Origin of the sequence: Arthrobacter methylotrophus, assembly GCF_039539965.1 — a bacterium.
Classification (GTDB): Bacteria; Actinomycetota; Actinomycetes; order Actinomycetales; family Micrococcaceae; genus Arthrobacter; species Arthrobacter methylotrophus.
This window is the reverse complement of record NZ_BAABED010000001.1, coordinates 1,810,224-1,825,298: the sequence shown is the minus strand read 5'-3', so window position 1 is coordinate 1,825,298 and position 15,075 is coordinate 1,810,224. Positions and strand designations below refer to the sequence as shown.

At 63.6% G+C, this 15,075-nt stretch carries 20 protein-coding genes, 11 tRNA genes, 1 other RNA gene and 1 pseudogene; 10 read left to right on the top strand and 23 right to left on the bottom strand.

The window, feature by feature from the left end:
• Positions 1-45 precede the first annotated feature (45 nt).
• On the top strand, positions 46-189 hold the full coding sequence (locus tag ABD884_RS09520) for a hypothetical protein (RefSeq protein ID WP_345044050.1): 144 nt from the start codon (positions 46-48) through the stop codon (positions 187-189).
• Positions 190-240: 51 nt separating this feature from the next.
• Complete coding sequence (locus ABD884_RS09515; RefSeq protein WP_345044045.1) at positions 241-561, top strand: histone-like nucleoid-structuring protein Lsr2; 321 nt, start codon at positions 241-243, stop codon at positions 559-561.
• Positions 562-734: 173 nt separating this feature from the next.
• Here ABD884_RS09515 and ABD884_RS09510 read toward each other — a convergent pair whose 3' ends face one another.
• Complete coding sequence (locus ABD884_RS09510) at positions 735-1,772, bottom strand: ATP-grasp domain-containing protein (RefSeq protein ID WP_345044038.1); 1,038 nt, start codon at positions 1,770-1,772, stop codon at positions 735-737.
• Between the two features lie 161 nt (positions 1,773-1,933).
• On the opposite strand from ABD884_RS09510, the gene ABD884_RS09505 reads away from it, so the two are divergent.
• The gene (locus ABD884_RS09505) at positions 1,934-2,536 is read left to right on the top strand and encodes a DUF3841 domain-containing protein (RefSeq protein ID WP_345044033.1); all 603 of its coding nucleotides are present in this window, start codon (positions 1,934-1,936) and stop codon (positions 2,534-2,536) included.
• Between the two features lie 26 nt (positions 2,537-2,562).
• Here ABD884_RS09505 and ABD884_RS09500 read toward each other — a convergent pair whose 3' ends face one another.
• Positions 2,563-3,240: a hypothetical protein gene (locus ABD884_RS09500; protein ID WP_345044028.1), complete on the bottom strand. Its 678-nt coding sequence runs from the start codon at positions 3,238-3,240 to the stop codon at positions 2,563-2,565.
• Positions 3,241-3,339: 99 nt separating this feature from the next.
• Between ABD884_RS09500 and ABD884_RS09495 the strand changes: the two genes are divergently transcribed.
• Positions 3,340-4,284, top strand: a complete 945-nt coding sequence (locus ABD884_RS09495; protein ID WP_345044025.1) for a ribonuclease H family protein — start codon at positions 3,340-3,342, stop codon at positions 4,282-4,284.
• 104 nt (positions 4,285-4,388) lie between these two features.
• The gene (locus ABD884_RS09490) at positions 4,389-5,315 is read left to right on the top strand and encodes an endonuclease NucS domain-containing protein (protein ID WP_345044016.1); all 927 of its coding nucleotides are present in this window, start codon (positions 4,389-4,391) and stop codon (positions 5,313-5,315) included.
• A gap of 10 nt (positions 5,316-5,325) precedes the next feature.
• On the opposite strand, the gene ABD884_RS09485 is transcribed toward ABD884_RS09490, so the two are convergent.
• On the bottom strand, positions 5,326-6,081 hold the full coding sequence (locus ABD884_RS09485) for an SDR family NAD(P)-dependent oxidoreductase (protein ID WP_345044009.1): 756 nt from the start codon (positions 6,079-6,081) through the stop codon (positions 5,326-5,328).
• 112 nt (positions 6,082-6,193) lie between these two features.
• On the opposite strand from ABD884_RS09485, the gene ABD884_RS09480 reads away from it, so the two are divergent.
• On the top strand, positions 6,194-6,667 hold the full coding sequence (locus ABD884_RS09480) for a hypothetical protein (RefSeq protein WP_345044002.1): 474 nt from the start codon (positions 6,194-6,196) through the stop codon (positions 6,665-6,667).
• A 45-nt stretch (positions 6,668-6,712) separates the two neighbouring features.
• On the opposite strand, the gene ABD884_RS09475 is transcribed toward ABD884_RS09480, so the two are convergent.
• The 11 genes and pseudogenes from ABD884_RS09475 to ABD884_RS09425 form a co-directional block, all read right to left on the bottom strand.
• Positions 6,713-7,171, bottom strand: coding sequence for an HNH endonuclease (locus ABD884_RS09475; RefSeq protein WP_345043999.1), 459 nt, complete (start codon positions 7,169-7,171; stop codon positions 6,713-6,715).
• 114 nt (positions 7,172-7,285) lie between these two features.
• Positions 7,286-7,732 (bottom strand): hypothetical protein, encoded by a 447-nt coding sequence (locus tag ABD884_RS09470; RefSeq protein WP_345043994.1) that lies wholly within the window; start codon positions 7,730-7,732, stop codon positions 7,286-7,288.
• Positions 7,703-7,775 (bottom strand) — tRNA-Gln (locus ABD884_RS09465). The genes ABD884_RS09470 and ABD884_RS09465 overlap by 30 nt, the downstream gene beginning before the upstream one ends.
• Positions 7,776-7,782: 7 nt before the next feature.
• Positions 7,783-8,763 (bottom strand): thioredoxin-disulfide reductase, encoded by a 981-nt coding sequence (trxB, locus tag ABD884_RS09460; RefSeq protein WP_345043989.1) that lies wholly within the window; start codon positions 8,761-8,763, stop codon positions 7,783-7,785.
• Between the two features lie 51 nt (positions 8,764-8,814).
• Positions 8,815-8,991: a hypothetical protein gene (locus ABD884_RS09455; RefSeq protein WP_345043986.1), complete on the bottom strand. Its 177-nt coding sequence runs from the start codon at positions 8,989-8,991 to the stop codon at positions 8,815-8,817.
• Positions 8,992-9,032: 41 nt separating this feature from the next.
• The gene (locus ABD884_RS09450) at positions 9,033-9,620 is read right to left on the bottom strand and encodes a GNAT family N-acetyltransferase (RefSeq protein ID WP_345043982.1); all 588 of its coding nucleotides are present in this window, start codon (positions 9,618-9,620) and stop codon (positions 9,033-9,035) included.
• Positions 9,621-9,657: 37 nt separating this feature from the next.
• Positions 9,658-10,110, bottom strand: coding sequence for a hypothetical protein (locus ABD884_RS09445; protein WP_345043977.1), 453 nt, complete (start codon positions 10,108-10,110; stop codon positions 9,658-9,660).
• Positions 10,111-10,187: 77 nt separating this feature from the next.
• Positions 10,188-10,274 (bottom strand) — tRNA-Ser (locus ABD884_RS09440).
• A gap of 13 nt (positions 10,275-10,287) precedes the next feature.
• A tRNA-Cys gene (locus ABD884_RS09435) sits at positions 10,288-10,368 on the bottom strand.
• 42 nt (positions 10,369-10,410) lie between these two features.
• Positions 10,411-10,798, bottom strand: a transfer-messenger RNA (tmRNA) gene (ssrA, locus tag ABD884_RS09430).
• Between the two features lie 27 nt (positions 10,799-10,825).
• A pseudogene (locus ABD884_RS09425) lies at positions 10,826-10,910 on the bottom strand.
• A 263-nt stretch (positions 10,911-11,173) separates the two neighbouring features.
• On the opposite strand from ABD884_RS09425, the gene ABD884_RS09420 reads away from it, so the two are divergent.
• Positions 11,174-11,758, top strand: a complete 585-nt coding sequence (locus ABD884_RS09420; protein ID WP_345043972.1) for a hypothetical protein — start codon at positions 11,174-11,176, stop codon at positions 11,756-11,758.
• A gap of 146 nt (positions 11,759-11,904) precedes the next feature.
• A complete protein-coding gene (locus ABD884_RS09415) occupies positions 11,905-12,234 on the top strand; it encodes a hypothetical protein (RefSeq protein ID WP_345043964.1) in 330 nt (109 codons plus the stop codon).
• A gap of 32 nt (positions 12,235-12,266) precedes the next feature.
• Here ABD884_RS09415 and ABD884_RS09410 read toward each other — a convergent pair.
• From ABD884_RS09410 to ABD884_RS09395, 4 genes are all read right to left on the bottom strand, one after another.
• A tRNA-Arg gene (locus ABD884_RS09410) sits at positions 12,267-12,339 on the bottom strand.
• A gap of 25 nt (positions 12,340-12,364) precedes the next feature.
• Positions 12,365-12,437 (bottom strand) — tRNA-Gly (locus ABD884_RS09405).
• A gap of 12 nt (positions 12,438-12,449) precedes the next feature.
• A tRNA-Gly gene (locus tag ABD884_RS09400) sits at positions 12,450-12,520 on the bottom strand.
• A gap of 45 nt (positions 12,521-12,565) precedes the next feature.
• Positions 12,566-12,638 (bottom strand) — tRNA-Phe (locus ABD884_RS09395).
• Between the two features lie 126 nt (positions 12,639-12,764).
• Here ABD884_RS09395 and ABD884_RS09390 point away from each other — a divergent pair.
• The gene (locus ABD884_RS09390) at positions 12,765-12,926 is read left to right on the top strand and encodes a hypothetical protein (protein WP_345043961.1); all 162 of its coding nucleotides are present in this window, start codon (positions 12,765-12,767) and stop codon (positions 12,924-12,926) included.
• 20 nt (positions 12,927-12,946) lie between these two features.
• On the opposite strand, the gene ABD884_RS09385 is transcribed toward ABD884_RS09390, so the two are convergent.
• Together ABD884_RS09385 and ABD884_RS09380 are read right to left on the bottom strand one after the other, a co-directional pair.
• Positions 12,947-13,020 (bottom strand) — tRNA-Pro (locus tag ABD884_RS09385).
• Positions 13,021-13,054: 34 nt separating this feature from the next.
• Positions 13,055-13,216: a DUF4236 domain-containing protein gene (locus ABD884_RS09380; protein ID WP_345043956.1), complete on the bottom strand. Its 162-nt coding sequence runs from the start codon at positions 13,214-13,216 to the stop codon at positions 13,055-13,057.
• A 164-nt stretch (positions 13,217-13,380) separates the two neighbouring features.
• Here ABD884_RS09380 and ABD884_RS09375 point away from each other — a divergent pair, with 164 nt between their 5' ends.
• Positions 13,381-14,589, top strand: a complete 1,209-nt coding sequence (locus tag ABD884_RS09375) for an IS481 family transposase (RefSeq protein ID WP_345043951.1) — start codon at positions 13,381-13,383, stop codon at positions 14,587-14,589.
• A 25-nt stretch (positions 14,590-14,614) separates the two neighbouring features.
• Here the strand turns inward: ABD884_RS09375 and ABD884_RS09370 are convergent.
• From ABD884_RS09370 to ABD884_RS09360, 3 genes are all read right to left on the bottom strand, one after another.
• Positions 14,615-14,701 (bottom strand) — tRNA-Ser (locus tag ABD884_RS09370).
• A 21-nt stretch (positions 14,702-14,722) separates the two neighbouring features.
• Positions 14,723-14,796 (bottom strand) — tRNA-Pro (locus ABD884_RS09365).
• A gap of 196 nt (positions 14,797-14,992) precedes the next feature.
• Positions 14,993-15,065: transfer RNA gene (locus ABD884_RS09360), tRNA-Thr, on the bottom strand.
• Positions 15,066-15,075 lie beyond the last annotated feature (10 nt).

Below are 15,075 nucleotides of genomic sequence, written 5' to 3'. Positions count from 1 at the left end.
GCAGGAATGCCGGCCCGGCTCTGCCTCCGCCCCTACGATGGTGTGATGGTCAAGGTTGTGGGCATCATCGCCCCGAAAGAAACGCAGGAAATCAACACCGAAGGGGCAAGCTACACGGAGGCCTATGCGGCCCTGAACGAAGTAGTCCCCGAGGGATGGCGGTTGCTGTCGGTCCGTATTGAACGCTGAACGGCATCGTATGACAAAACCGCAGGTCAAGGCCGGTGGTAGCCTCTTCGGATGGCTCAGAAAACAGTTGTAGAACTTATCGATGATCTGGACGGATCTACCGCGAACCAGACTCTGACATTTTCGCTGGACGGCGTTGATTACGAGATAGACCTGAACGAGAACCACGCCGAGAATCTCAGGTCAGGACTGGGCGGCTTCCTTGAAAAGGCCCGGCGGACCGGTGGGCGCAAGCGTGGCATGGCCGAGAGCAGGGGTGCGGGGCCTTCCGCCAAGGATGTCCGGGCCTGGGCCCAGAAACAGGGACTGCAGGTGAACGGCCGCGGACGCATCCAGGCGTCCATCATCGACCAATACCTCGCTGCCAACTAGAGTCCTCAACTTTGACGCCACCGGCACCAATGGCGCCGGTGGCGGGTCAAACACCGGTGGGGTAGGTCCGTCGGATTCCGGCGTTCGTTGTCTGCCGCTGAATGGCCTCTTGATCCAAGACGTTGGCGGCAAACCCTGGACGGGAATTTACCAGTAGCCGGCCGGGATGCCCACTACCGGACCAGGACTCCTTCCCGAGCGGCCATCGCTTCGGTCACCCGGATCGGCTGACTGGCGTAGAGGCCGGCGTTCAGCAGGGAGTTCAGTTCCACGATCAGAGGCTTACCGCCGGGGCCGAGCGCGACGTCGATGACATAGTCGGTCAGCGCCGGCACTTCCAGGGCCAGGGCGTCGACAGCATTGCGTGCGAAGTCGGTGAGGATTCCGGCGATGGCAGGTTCGGCCTCCACCGGGGACTTTGCCTGCCGGTGACGGCGCAGCTGGTTGTCGAAGAGGTAGCCATTGTTGTCCAGTGGCGTGAATTCCTCGATGCATCCGGCGGCGGTGGCGACCGTGTTGCTGACGACGAACACCCGGTATTCGTACTCCATCGTCACGAACTCCTGGGCGATGATGCTCTCCCGCGCACCTTCCAAATACATCGCCCCGTAGTTGAGGGCGTCGTAGACAAGCCGTGACCCGTCTGCCGGGTCGAAGCCTTCGGGCAGGTCCACCGGGAAAGCGAACTGCTTGATCTGAACCGACTTCAAGAACGCCCGTCGGCGGCCCTCGGCGGCCCAGCCGGCGAGGACGTCGCCGAGTTCGGCTCCTTGACCTTCAAGCCCGAAACCGCAGACGGCGAACCGGCGTCCGGCGCGGGCGAGGAACGCCTCGTAACGGTAGTAGTCGGCAGCGTGGCGGGCCTGCTCCATGTCGACGTCCTGATGGCGTCGGCTCGGCTGCGTCCCGTAGCGGGGCAGGAGCTGCAGGTCCGCTGCGGGGCGGGTCTCGCCGTTGCCGGCGTTGACGGCGGTCCCCGGATCGGTGGAGATCACTAGCCAGATGTTGTCGGCGCCGAAGGTGTCGAGGGCCGCTTCCAGGTGGACCACCTGCTCCACGAAGTCCTCGTAGTCGCCTGCTCCGTCCCCGTCGGTTGCCGGAACGTGCCGGGTCCAGAGGGCGACCAGTTGGTCGAATCGGGCCCGGGCAGCCGGGGAGACAGGCCGGGGTGCGGCGATAGGGCGGTTGACGATGCTGACGAGCCAGGGCATAGGTTCCTCCAGAGACAGGTTTCCATCCCGTCATGTGTGCGGCGGCCGCGGTTCCGGTCCCCCGAATAACCGGTCATGTCGGAGTTCTCGGTGATGATATTGTCGTGCCGAATTTTCCGATCAGAAATGCCCGACCTGCTGACGCCGTCCCGGCGGGAAGAATGGGCTACGACATTTTTGCCGACCAGCTCCTCCTCCATACCGTGCAGCCCGCAGCGGTGCTGGATGCCCTCCTCGGGACCGGCGTCCATGTGCCGGACAAGTCCTTGGTTCACCCGTTCAATGCGGTCCCTTATGCCTGGATGCAGGGTCAGATGGCGGCACGGCTCACTACCGAGGGCGAAGGGGCCGTCTGGTTCTGGGCCCAGATCGGACGCCGGGATTTGGTGGACTTCTGCAGGCAGGCCAAAGGCGAGGTGCTGTTCACGTGCAAGGTACCGCGCGAACAAGTGCTTCTTTCACATTTCGGTGACTGGCATGCGGTCCTCAACAGGCGTCCGCACGTCCCCGATCTTCCGGGCGAGAGTGACGCCGAATACCGTGCTCGTTTCGAGCAGGTGCTCGATGATTTCGAAGAGCGGCTCAGAACAGTCGGAGGATGGGGAGCCGAAATCACCGACTGGCCGGCGGACCTGCGCAGCGAAGTCGAGCAAGGCTGGCAACCTGTTCTGGAACCGGCTCACTATGGCCGCTTCGAGTCCTGGCAGGCGACCACACACGTGTTGCGCGCCGAAAACGTCGTGGAGGCTGTCAGGTTTGTCTGAGCAGACGATGTGACACGGGTCTTCCGTCAGACCAGTACGGAATCGGCCCGGTCCATGCAGCGGGCCGATCGAGTGGCGAGCAGCTCGGCGAACCGGAGTACGAACTCCCCCGCCGTGTCCGGGTGTTCGAGCGGGTCCCGCATGCTCGGCGCCAGCTCCAGTTGAATGGCTCCGCTACCGGTGGCCCGGGCGTAGGTGCGGACGGATTTGGGGTTGACGGCGTTGAACTGGCCGCCCGTGATGACGTGGAAGTCAGCGAACGTGTCCTCGATCAGTTCAGCCATTTCGAGCTCCTCGGCGCGCGGTTCGTTGCCGAGCCCGATGTAGAGGTCGGCCCCGTAGCGGGCGCTGACGCCCACCACGTTGATCAGATACCTGCCCTCGTCGAGCATGTCGTCCAGGGCGAGCTTGAACGGGTCGCTGCGCTCATCCCAGTAGGTCCAGTCCGAACTGATCCCGTCCGTGGCAAGCCAGCTTTGGCCGGCGGTGGCTCCGAGTAGCTGCACCATCGCGCCGGTGTACTGGTCGGCGAATTTCCGGCGCCCTTCGGACCACCGATTGGTTGCATGCGGTGCGGTCAGCAGGAAGTAGCCGTCGGCTTTCGACTGCCTGATCGCATCAAGGGAGTCGCCGTTGTAGAAGTTCCGGCTGAAGGATGTTTCAAGCATCCGAAGATCACGCGTCAGGTCCATATCAGGAAACATGCGTAGACGGTTCCGACGGCCGTGGGTACCTCACGTCCATATGCCGCACACATGAAGGGTGAGCGGTAGCGTGCCGCCAGTTGATCTGAAGGAGCCCTCATGTCCGCCACACCGGAAACAACCGCACCCCGTGTCCCCTCCGGGGCACCCACCGACGTCATCCTCCACGTCCGGGTGCTCGACAACTCCGGGCAGTGGGGTATCGGCGTCCTTGAAGACGATGGCAGCCTCGGCATCCGCACCGGCGAGGTCCAGCCCCAGAAATCATTCTCAGCGACCCGGACAGAGGCGGTGCTGGCTGCCTTCTCCGCCGTCCTGGAAGTCGCTTCCGAACGCCAGTACGTTGTCCTGGACGTCTCCAACATCCTCATCCGCAAGGCGATCGCCGGGATGATCGACACGGTTCCGAATGTCCTGCTCTCCGAGACGACCGCAATCTGCGCCTACCGCACCGCCGTCGTTAAGGCCATGGAAGAGATGCCGGTCTCCACCGACGTCCGGCTCAACCCCGATGCCCGGAGTCTGGTGGTCAGCACCGACGCGTCCATCGCCAACGGCGGACTGGTTGCCGGCCTGGGCTGGGTTGTCGCCGCCGAGGACGGCATGGTGCTCTCGTGCGGGCAGAAAACCGTGGACGTGCCCCGGTGCGGGGACATCCTGACCGGCGAGCTGCTTGCAATCCGGTGGGCCCTGCAGTCGCTCATCAGCCGCCACCCGGTCCCCGCCGGAAGCCAGGGGACGATTCTGGTCCAGTCAGACTCCAAAGCGGCCCTGCGGCTGCTGCGCATCATCGGCGCCGGCCACCAGCCGGCCTCGTTCACCACCGACCAGATCAAGCTCGCCAAACGCATCCTCGACGAATCCACCCACATGCCCGTCGTATTCCGCTGGGTGAAAGGCCACCGGGGCGACGAAGGAAACGAGGCCGCCGACCGGTTGGCGGTGCTGGCTCGCCGCAACCGCGAATTCGGTGTCACCACCGAGGTCGGTGCCCGGATGTTCCGGGATCTGCGTGACGAGCTCGTGACGCCTCTGGCCGCATAAACAGCACAGGCGGTGGTACTCCCCGGTTCAGTGGTCGCTGCCGTCTTGGTATAGGTTCAGCTCGGGACAAAAACAAGCCAAGGTCCACCGAAACTGGGAGAACGATGACGACGACCTATGTGGTGCGGCAGGGCACCGGCGGGGCCAACGCCCTGGAGATGATCGAGGAGGGGTACCTCGGGGTCGATTTCATCGGTGACCACGACGTCCGTCCTCATCTTGGCAAAGGTGCTGACGCGTTCCGCGCCGCCCTGAACCCGGTATTCCTGGAGATGTACCCGGGGAAGTCACGGATCGCGGCTGGGCTCTCCATGGGGAACCTGTGGGCGGCCTGCGAAGGCATCCTCGAAGGTGACGTGGTTCTTGCACCGAAGCCTGACCGGACCTACCAGTACGGGACCGTCACCTCCGGATACGAATACCACCCCGGAACGGCCCTGCCGCACCGTCGCCGCGTCGATTGGAAGGGCTCCTTCAGTCGTGACGCCATGAGTCCGACCCTTGCCTCCTCGACCGGATCCTTGATGACGGTCTTCCAGCTGGCACCCCATGCTGACGAACTGGCCGTACTCACCCAGCTCGCGGATCCCGTCCAGCCCATCGTCGAAGCCATCGCCTCGGAAGTCCAGGACCGGCTCGCCTTCCAGATGGAAAAGCAGCTCGAAGACTTCCTGGTGCACAACTGGCGCAGCACAGCACTTGGCCGGGAATACGACATCTACGAAGAGGACGGCCAGGTCAAAGGCCAGCAATTCCCGACCGACACCGGCCCCATGGACATCCTGGCCGTTAGCAAGGACCGGACCCGGCTGCTCGTCATCGAACTGAAGCGCGGACGCGCCAGCGACGTCGTGGTCGGACAGATCCAGCGCTACATGGGGTTCGTCCAGGAGGTCCTGCTCGAACCTGGCCAAACCGTTGAGGGAGTGATCATCGCCCAGGAGGACGATCAGAAGATCCGCCGCGCGCTGTCAGTAGCCCAAAACATCAGGTTCATGCGCTACCGGGTCGAGTTCCACCTGGAGGCGTAGCCGGCAGGCTCTAGCGTCCGCGGGCGGAGAACTTCGTCGCCAGCGCATCCGGCATGTTGGCTGTGACCGCAGTGAGGGCCTTGTAGCGTTTCGTCGGGATCGACACCGCCTTGCCTGCGAATGCGTCCCGGAGTCCTTCGCGGACGACCCGCTCCGGTGCCAGCCACATCCAGCCTCGTATGCCGGTGGTATCGGCGCCCATACGGCCGTGGAACTCCGTGCGGACAAACCCGGGGCAGATCGCTGTCACGCTCACACCCTTCGGCCCGTAGTGGGCGTTTGCCCAGCGGCTGAAATTGATGACCCAGGCTTTCGCGGCCGAGTAGGTCCCGCGCGGGGTGAACCCGGCGACTGAGGAGACGTTGATGACCCGGCCGCCTCCTCGGAGGACCATGGCCGTCAGTGCAGCGTGGGACAGGTCCATCGGGGTCTGCACGAGGATCCGGAGGTGTTCGCGTTCCTGGGCGAGAGTGTTGTCGGTGAACCAGCCGGCCAGCCCGAACCCGGCGTTGTTGACCAGCACATCGACAGCCCGGTCATCCTCCTCGAGCCGTGCCGCGACCAGTGCGACCCCGTCATCGGTCAGCAGGTCAGCGGTCAGGATCTCCACACCGACGCCGTAGGCCGCGGTGAGCTCAATGGCGCGCTCCTGCAGCCGGGCCGTGTCACGGGCTACCAGGACAAGGTGGTGGCCGCGGGCGGCGAGCTGGCGGGCGAACTCGGCGCCTAGGCCCGATGTGGCTCCGGTGATCAGTGCAGTAGTCATCAGGCCATCCTCTCCCGGATGGATGGCCGCCCAAAACACAGCCACCGGCTGTATGCCTACGCATGTTTCCAGATGAAGGCCATGCCATTCCCGTCCTGCCTGAAGGATCCTCATGAAGAAACTCGCAACACTCGCTCTCGGCGCAGCCGTTCTTGCATTGGCTGCCGGATGTTCTGCCGCGGCACCGGCGACGCCGCCGTTCATCGGTCCCGATCCTTCCAACACGGCGGACCCGCATTTCGGCAGCGCGGCCACGGACGGGCCAAAGCCGAACAAGACGATGTGGGACTACCAGAAGCCCGTCATGAAAGACAAAGAGTTTTACGCAGAGGCCCGCAAGGGCACCACCACGCTGACGGCTTTTGATGATGACAAACTGACGGTCATCGCCCAGCTAACCTGCGCTTCCGTAGGAAACGGTGCGACCGGCAAGGATGTTCTCCTGAAGCAGGCACTCACCGCCGCCACCGGGTCCGCTGACGGTTTGACGCCTCAGCTGGCCAAGGACATCACCCAGCTGCTGACCGTCGGCGGGCAGAACTACTGTCCCGATCTGGGCTCGAGCTTCGCAAAGATCCTCGCCTAGGATGCGCCGATAGGAAAGGGCCCCGGATGATCCAGGGGCCCTTTCCTATGCCAGGAGTGCGTAGTCGAAGTCGGGCAGCAGCGGCGGCCGCTCCTTGGGTGCGTACGGTGTCAGGAGCAGTTTCATGCCTGCCTCCGCCGGGGTTCTGTCAGCCTTCTTCTGGTTGCACCGGAAGCAGCAGCCGACCAGGTTCATCCACGTGTTCCGGCCGCCACGGGACTGCGGGATGATGTGGTCGACCGTTTCAGCCTTCCCCTTCGGGCAGTAGGCGCAGCGGCCGTCGCGACGCTTCACCGCTTCCTTGCTGCAGCTGGGGCGGGCACGCCAGGTCATCTTCACGTACCTAATGAGCCGCAGGACCAGGGGGCGCGCGAAGGGTCCGAGCCGCTCACCGTCGTCCTTGAGGACTTCGGCCACACCGCGGTGGACCATCCTGATGGCGTGCTTCAGCGAAACCCTGTGCAGAGGCTCGTATCCTGCGTTGAGAACCAGAACGCTCTCCATGACATCCGCGCCCCTTTCCTGTTGTGTTCGCGGCTCCTGACTGCTCTATGCGCCCACTTGTGTGAGAGCGGTTTTGTCATTGGGAAATCCGCAGCGAACGTGAAAAGGGGGTGGTTAGGAACCCACCTGAAGAAACTCGATCGGTACGTTGTTCCGGTAGGAGACCTCCGTGGATGTCTCCGTCATACGCACCGATCCTTCGCCAGCCGCCAGCCTGGCCACGACCTCCAGGTGGAAGTTCAGTGCCCGCAGCAGCTTCTCGCAGCCATGCTCGGCGTCGACGTCCCAGCCCTGCCCGATGAGGTCACACGGGCCGCTAAGGCCGCGGACGTTGTCGATGATCGTGAACTCACTTCCGCGGTCTTTCTTGGATGCGGGCCGGGTCAGGACGGTGAAACGGTCGTCCACTGCGCGTACCGTCCACCAGGCCTTCGGGCGGGTGCCCTGGCCGAGCCTCACGCGGGATCCTGTCGGGAGTTGTTCCATGCCTGTCCAGTCGTTCGGGGAGCGTGCGCTCCGGGGGTCTTTCTGCTCCGCGCCGAGGGTTTGAACCTCGACCATCCGGTTCCAAAGACCGGCGTGCTGCCAGTTACACCAGCGCGGATCGGCGCTTAGGCCGTGGCCGCCTCCAGCGGTGCCGGGACGGAGTTTGCCAGGAAGTGCTCGACGTCCAGGGCAGCGACACAACCGGACGCCGCGGCGGTGACAGCCTGGCGATAGCTCGGGTCGATTACGTCGCCGGCGGCGAACACACCCGGGAGGCTCGTCCGGGAACTTCGGCCGTCCACGGCGATGGTGCCTTGCTCAGCGAGCTCCAGCTGGCCCTGGACCAGGGCGGTGCGCGGGTCGTTGCCGATGGCGATGAACAGGCCGTCGGCTGGCACTGTGTAGGGGTGCTCCCGGTCAGCGGAGGTGAGGATAAGCCCGTGGAGCTTGTCCTCGCCGAGGATACCCGTCACGACGGTATTGAACTCGACCGAGATCTTCGGCTGCCTCATGACGCGGTCCGCCATGATCTTCGAGGCGCGCAGCTGGTCGCCGCGGACAATCAGGCGCACGGACTTCGCCAAGTTGGTCAGGAACAGTGCCTCCTCGGCAGCCGAATCGCCGCCGCCAACGACAGCGACGTCCTGGTCGCGGAAGAACGACCCGTCGCACGTGGCGCAGTACGACACGCCACGGCCGGAGAGGGCGCTCTCGTTCGGCAAGCCCAGTTTCCGGTGTGCTGAGCCGGTGGAGATGATCACGGACCGGGCCAGATAGACCTCGCCATCGGTCGTAGTGACCTTCTTGACCGGGCCGTCCAGTTCGAGGTCCGTGGCCTCCTCAAACAGGATCTCCGCACCGAAGCGTTCGGCCTGTCCCTGCATGTTGTCCATCAGGTCGGGACCTTCGATGCCATAGGAGTAGCCGGGGTAGTTTTCGACCACCGTGGTTTTCATCAACTCCCCACCCGGCTCCATCATCCCGGCCACGATCAGAGGCTTGCGGTTGGCGCGTCCGGTGTAGATACCGGCGGTGTAGCCGGCCGGTCCTGAACCAACGATGATGACGTCGCGGATGAGGGGTTCGGCGGGGAGTGAAGTGCTCACGGGTCTCTTTCAAAAAGGATTGAATGTTCGGGGTGCGGGCGTTCAGGGGTGCTAGACGCCGACCAGTTCGGCCGGCACGATGAGGTGCTCGGCCGTCTCATTCCCGGCCTCTGCCACCCCCAGGAATTCCAGGGCGTCGGTTGCCGCGTTCTCGTCCATGCGGGTGAACAGCAGCTGCGTGCTGACAAAGCTTTTCAACTCGGGGTTAACGGGGTATTGCGGTGCCATAAGGGTTCCTCGTCGGTGGGGCCGGTGGTGTCTGGGCTTTCCTATGCGGCCCGAGCGGTGACGGCCGGTTCCCGACGCCAGACGGTCTTGGCCGCGCCGACGAACACGAATTTTTCACCGTGGATCCCGCGGAGACTGCCCGCTTCTGTCATGCCGTGGCGGCCAAAGAACCGCCGGGCGGCAAGGGACGTGTCCACGACAGCCAATGCCGGCTGAAGGCCCTGGCTGCGGGCGAAGCCGATTGCCGCGTCGAACAACGCTGCGCCGACTCCGCGGTCTTGGGCGTCCGGGTCAACGAAAAACTTGGAGACCTCGCAGAAACCGTCGGGCTCCACGGGCACCTGATCCATGCTGGCGAGGGCGTCGGTCAGGTACGGATGGGGAGCGGTGAGGGCGATGTGCCCTGCGACCTGGCCATCAATGAGCGCGACCCAGCGGCCCAGGACCTCCTCGCTGAGGAGCCAGTAGGCGAAGTCACTGATGGCGGCCTTCACGTTGCGCGGAGGATAGAGGCCCCCGGCGCGGCGCAACCGCAGCAGCGCTTCGACGGCGCCCTGGAGATGTGTCTTCGGGTCGAACGGGACGATCTCCGCTACGGGCCGGACGGCGCTAATTACTGAGGGGCTCACGAAGGAAGCATGCGTAGACGGGTGGCACCAGCGCCGTTCAGGCCCACTGGACATCTCGGCCGCGGGCGGCGCAGAACTCGGCGATGTCGAGCAGCTCCACGAGCCGATCGGCAGTGTAGCCGCTGTCCGAGTTCGTGGACTGGGCGGCCAGGACACGGTCCCGGAAGACCTCCGCGGTGTCAGACCCGGAGACGGAATAGCCGTCCGCGGGGTAGCCGAGCAAAGACGCCAGGGCCCCGCCGTTGGAGTTGGAGACCCGCATCCGCGGGGATGGGTCGGCCTCGAGAGCCTCAATGGACATGCGCATCGCGGCGCAGAAGTCGTTACCGCAACCAGCCAGGTGGCCGGTGCCGCCGTGGGCGTCCAGCTCAGCCTGCAGGAACTCCTGGACGGCCGGGTAGGACTCGAAGAGGTGGTCTGTCGGGCCGTGGACGCAGGAGATGGCGAAGCCAGTGACCGGGCCAGGGACGGCGCTGAATGTGGTGGACATGGAGGTTCCTTCCGGCTGAAGGCCGGTTTTCCCGGCAGACTTCATGTGTGCGGAGGGATCGCTAGGCGTCACCGTCGCGGAAGTTGAGGGGATCGAACCCCCGCGGGCTTTCACACCCGACTACTGTTTTCAAGACAGTTGCCTTGCCACTCGGCCAAACTTCCAGGCATAACTCAGAGGCGCCGACCGGACTCGAACCGGCAATGCCCGAAGGCACAGATTTGCAGTCTGCCGGCTTGCCAATTCGCCCACAGCGCCAGGTAAAAGGCCGGAGTCACTGGTGTGGCGCCCCGGCCTGAGTCGTGGAGGTGAGGGGATTCGAACCCCTGTGTACCCCCTGATTCCGAGCTCTTCTACGGGTGTAGTCCGCCTTGGTGCTTATCGACCCGGCCGGTTCATGGCGAACAACGGACCGTCCCGGTCTAGCTGCTGATACGAATGCCGGCCCGCAGCGCTGCCGTCACTCAGGTGTCCTTTAGCTGATGCCTAAACCGCGGCCGAAACCATTTGCCTGATGCGGTTTGAGACAGACCACGCTTAGGTCCCGTCGCAATTAAGCGGCGAGGCTGTAGTCGTTGCGAGTTGCGTTGGCATCTCTTGTTGCCCGGATTTTTGAAAGGATTCCCGTGCGCTTCCTTACCCGCTTCTTCCCGGAATGATCAGGCGGTATCGAAACCAAGTCACCCCCTTTGGTAAGGCCGCCGAAGCTGCCTCGAGGAGACCAGCGGATTCGAACCGCTGACCAAGGATGGATGAAGGGCGCCCTCCCATCCCTCGCTCTGCCACTGAGCTAGGTCCCCAAACGCGGTCTCTGGCACCGAACAGGCCCTCCACCGCTATGTCCTTTTTGATGTCCCAGCTTGGCCAACTGGGCTTCGTTTACGAGCCACCATTCTCAGAGTGTTCGATCGGGCGGAAGCACCCGGTCACTGGCCGTGTTCGGCGCCCCTGACTTCTCTCATGTGTGCGGCGCAGGAAGAAAACTTCACCGGTAACTCCCTCACTGCTTCTAGGCGGTGTCTACACTGACACCACAGGCATCTCGACATCACGGGGGGTATTAGTGGGATTCAAGGACATCTTTCGGCAGAAGCTCCAAGGCGAGGTGCTCAAAGTGGAGGCTCGGGAAGCCTCCCGATTGGAGACCGCGGCTGTTCGTTCCGGGATCCTGGCCGAGGTGGAGCCCCTGCTGAAGGGCCTGGTCAGCGAGGTGTTCGCAGAGCTGCAGTCTGCACGATGGCCGAAGATGACGGTCATGGACGGCTACCCATCCCAGCAGACAGACATATCGGCCTACGCGCTCAAGCCGTTCTCGAAGACAATAACCAACACTGAGAGGTCCGCTCAGGCCCTAGTCATCGACTCGGACGGCAGGATCGTCCTGTCGCAAACCGTATCGCTAATAGGCGGTGGAGCAGATCAAGTAGCCACCTATTGCCATCACCTGGGTTCTGGCTACGAAAAGCTCCTGAGAGGAATCGTTCGAACCGACACACCCCGGGCTGACGGAATCTATATTTCCGAGAGTGGGGCCTTGGGATTCGCAACACAGGCCGGTTGGGATCGGTCAGAACGGCCACTCTACCGGACCGAGCCGCTAGAGGAATACCTGGCGCAACGAGCCGCACAAACCGTCGCCGGAATGTAGGCAGTCCCGCATGAAATCTTTTGTCGGAGTATCGGTATCCGAAACTGCGGCCTTTCGCTCCCAAAGCGGATGCTCTATGCAAGCTGTGCTAAACGCTTTGGCGTGCTGATCGCCATAGCCGGCGAGGTTTCCGATAACGTCGTGCCATGCATCAGTCGAAGATCCCGGCAGACAAGCAGATCGACGCCGCCAAGCTGGACGCGTGGATACAAATGAACACTCTCCGATCAGCAGTCCACTCCCCCGGGCCGGCGTTCGTCTATATCAAGGACCTCGAGGCCGCGACCTCCGGGACGGAGATCGATCCAGTCGAAATCCAGGCCAACATTGAGGCAAAGACTGTCAGGGATGCTGACCCGACCGACGGCGTTTCGTTCATCTACCTCGACGACCTCATGGACGGCTTCAGGGGCACCAGGCTGGAGCCCGACGAGGTCATCACTGCCGCGGCCATGGAGCGCCATCGGCAAGAGTAGGTGCGCCGGAACAGATAGTGAAGCAGATCTAGCGCCCCCGGCAAGATTCAAACTTGCGACATGCGGATTAGAAGGCCGCCGCTCTATCCACTGAGCTACGGAGGCATGACGGCGCACAAGGCGCCGATCGAGCCGGCGACGGGGATCGAACCCGCTATCTCCTGGTTGGAAGCCAGGCGCCCTACCTTCAGGGCTTCGACGGCATTGGTGAATCGAGTCGGCGACGGGGATCGAACCCGCGACTGCAGACTGGCAGACTGCTGCGTTACCACTACGCCACACCAACATTGCAGGTTCACGTACCTGCGGACGAGGAGGGCTTGCACCCCAGTGGCCACTCCCGGGCTTGAACCGGGGACCTCGTGCTTTTCAGACACGCGCTCTACCAACTGAGCTAAGAGACCGAGCCGGCCGGAGCCGGTGTGGTGCGGGCCGGGTGAACCCGGCGTGTACCCGCCGACCGACGATTTCCAGCGCGCCGCAACCTGGGCGGCTATGCTCGATGGATCGTCGATTGATGTGGGGAAGACATGGACAACTTTGAGAAGGTAGCTTGGACAGGAGTGGCTGCCCTGTTCGCACTGGCTGCTCGCTCGTTCTTCAAAAGCGCCTGGAACGACGCCAAGTCCCAGGCCGAAGAGGCCGCCAGCCCGCGGACCCGGTGGACTGACGAGGCCCGCTGGGACAGATAACTGCCCCATAGCCACTCGCGTCGGGAAGACAGGATTTGAACCTGCGGCCCCCTGGCCCCCAGCCAGGTGCGCTACCAAGCTGCGCCACATCCCGTTGGCCGGCATGGATCAATCCGTGCCGGGTAATGCTACTGACGCCAGGAAAGACCTTTGCCCAAGCGGATCGTGATCCGTCCCCGGCTATTGACTGTGACCGGCCCGATCTTGCGCGACGCCGAGACGCCTGACTTGGAGACATTCAGTCGGGTCTTCTTGCCGAGGTTGATGGTTTTGCGGAAGCTGAGGCCCATGGGGTCCCTTTCAGTGGTGGACTTCTGACGGTGACCATGTGTGCGGCGGGAGAGGTGTGTAGTTTCACGACATAGTTCACATATGAGTCGGGACATGGTTCACAGCTGACACTTCACCGGTGAGTCGGGACATGGTTCACACCGGGGATGGTTGAGCATGATTCATGTCGAAGCAGAAAGTTATCGTCCTCGCAGTCCGTGACCAAGGCCTGACCGTCGCTGCCGCGGCCCGCCGCTACGGTGTCAGCCGCCGCTGGGTGCACGAGCTCCTCCGGCGCGAAGCCGAAGGAGGTATCGCCGCCGTCGAACCGCGATCGAAACGGCCGCTCAGCAATCCCCGCTGCACTGACGACGCAGTCACAGCACGTATCCTGGCCCTGCGCCGGGAACTGGACGCCGCCGGGCTGGACGCGGGCCCTGTCACGATTGCCTGGCACCTGAACCGTGAAGGCCTGCCCACGCCCTCGACCTCCACGATCCGCCGGATCCTGCATACCGCAGGCCTTATCCGTCCCGAACCGAAGAAGCGGCCGAGGGCCTCCCTGCACCGTTTCGAAGCGCACCAGCCCAACGAGACCTGGCAGTCCGACTTCACCCACTGGGCACTGGCCGACGGGACCGATACAGAGATCCTGAACTTCCTCGATGACCACTCCCGCTACCTGCTCGCCTGCACCGCGTTCACACCCGTCACAGTCACTGCCGTGGTGGCCACATTCCTCACCGCCGCCGCCGAATACGGGGTGCCGGCCTCGACCCTGACTGACAACGGCATGGTCTACACGACCCGCCTCGCCGGCGGCCGGGGCGGGCGGAACGCCTTCGAACACCAGCTCCATGCCCTGGGCATCACGCAGAAGAACGGCTCCCCGAGCCACCCGCAGACCCAGGGCAAAATCGAACGCTTCCACCAGACCCTGAAGAAATGGCTGACCGGACAGCCGCGGGCCCACATGCTGAATGACCTCAACGAGCAGCTGGGAAAGTTCCGGCACATCTACAACCACGAACGCCCGCACCGGGCCCTGGACCGGCGAACACCGGCCACTGCCTACACCGCAACGCCTAAAGCAGCACCGGCCGGAGCCAAACAGGGAGACCACTGGCGCCGACGCGTAGACCGCGTGGACCAGTACGGGAAACTCACCCTCCGCCATGCGGGCCGGCTCCGCCACATCGGCATCGGCCGCGCCTATGCCGGCAAGCACGTCCTGATGCTCATACACGACACCGACGTCACCATCAGCGACACAACCACCGGAGAGATCATCCACGAACTCACCATCGACCCCACCCGCGACTACCAGGCCAGACAAAGAAAAACACCCCGGTCCGAAGACCGGGGTGTAACCGATGACCCGACTCATCCGTGAAGGATGTCTCGACTCATCACATGTGCGGCGGGAGAGGGATTTGAACCCCCGGCCCGGTTGCCCGGGCGACTGTTTTCGAGGCAGTTGCATTCGGCCGCTCTGCCATCCCGCCATTATCTGCATCACTGCAGAGTCGGGGTAACAGGATTTGAACCTGCGACCTCGTCGTCCCGAACGACGCGCGCTACCAAACTGCGCCATACCCCGATTTTCTTTCTGCGCCACCGGCCACGGTGTCGAACCCAGGAGCACGCTCCTGCCCGGACTCTCATCCGGGGTGAACTCCTGCCTCCTACGGCAGGCGCGATGCCAATTTCGCCAACCAGCGTGAATCCTGTCCGACTCCGGCCCGTTAGTTTGACGGGTATTCCGGGCGGGGTAACTACTCCCACTGACAGGTTCGAGCCCTTTGCCAGAATCGAACTGGCGACCTTCTGATTACGAAACAGATGCTCTACCGACTGAGCTAAAAGGGCGGGTGGATCG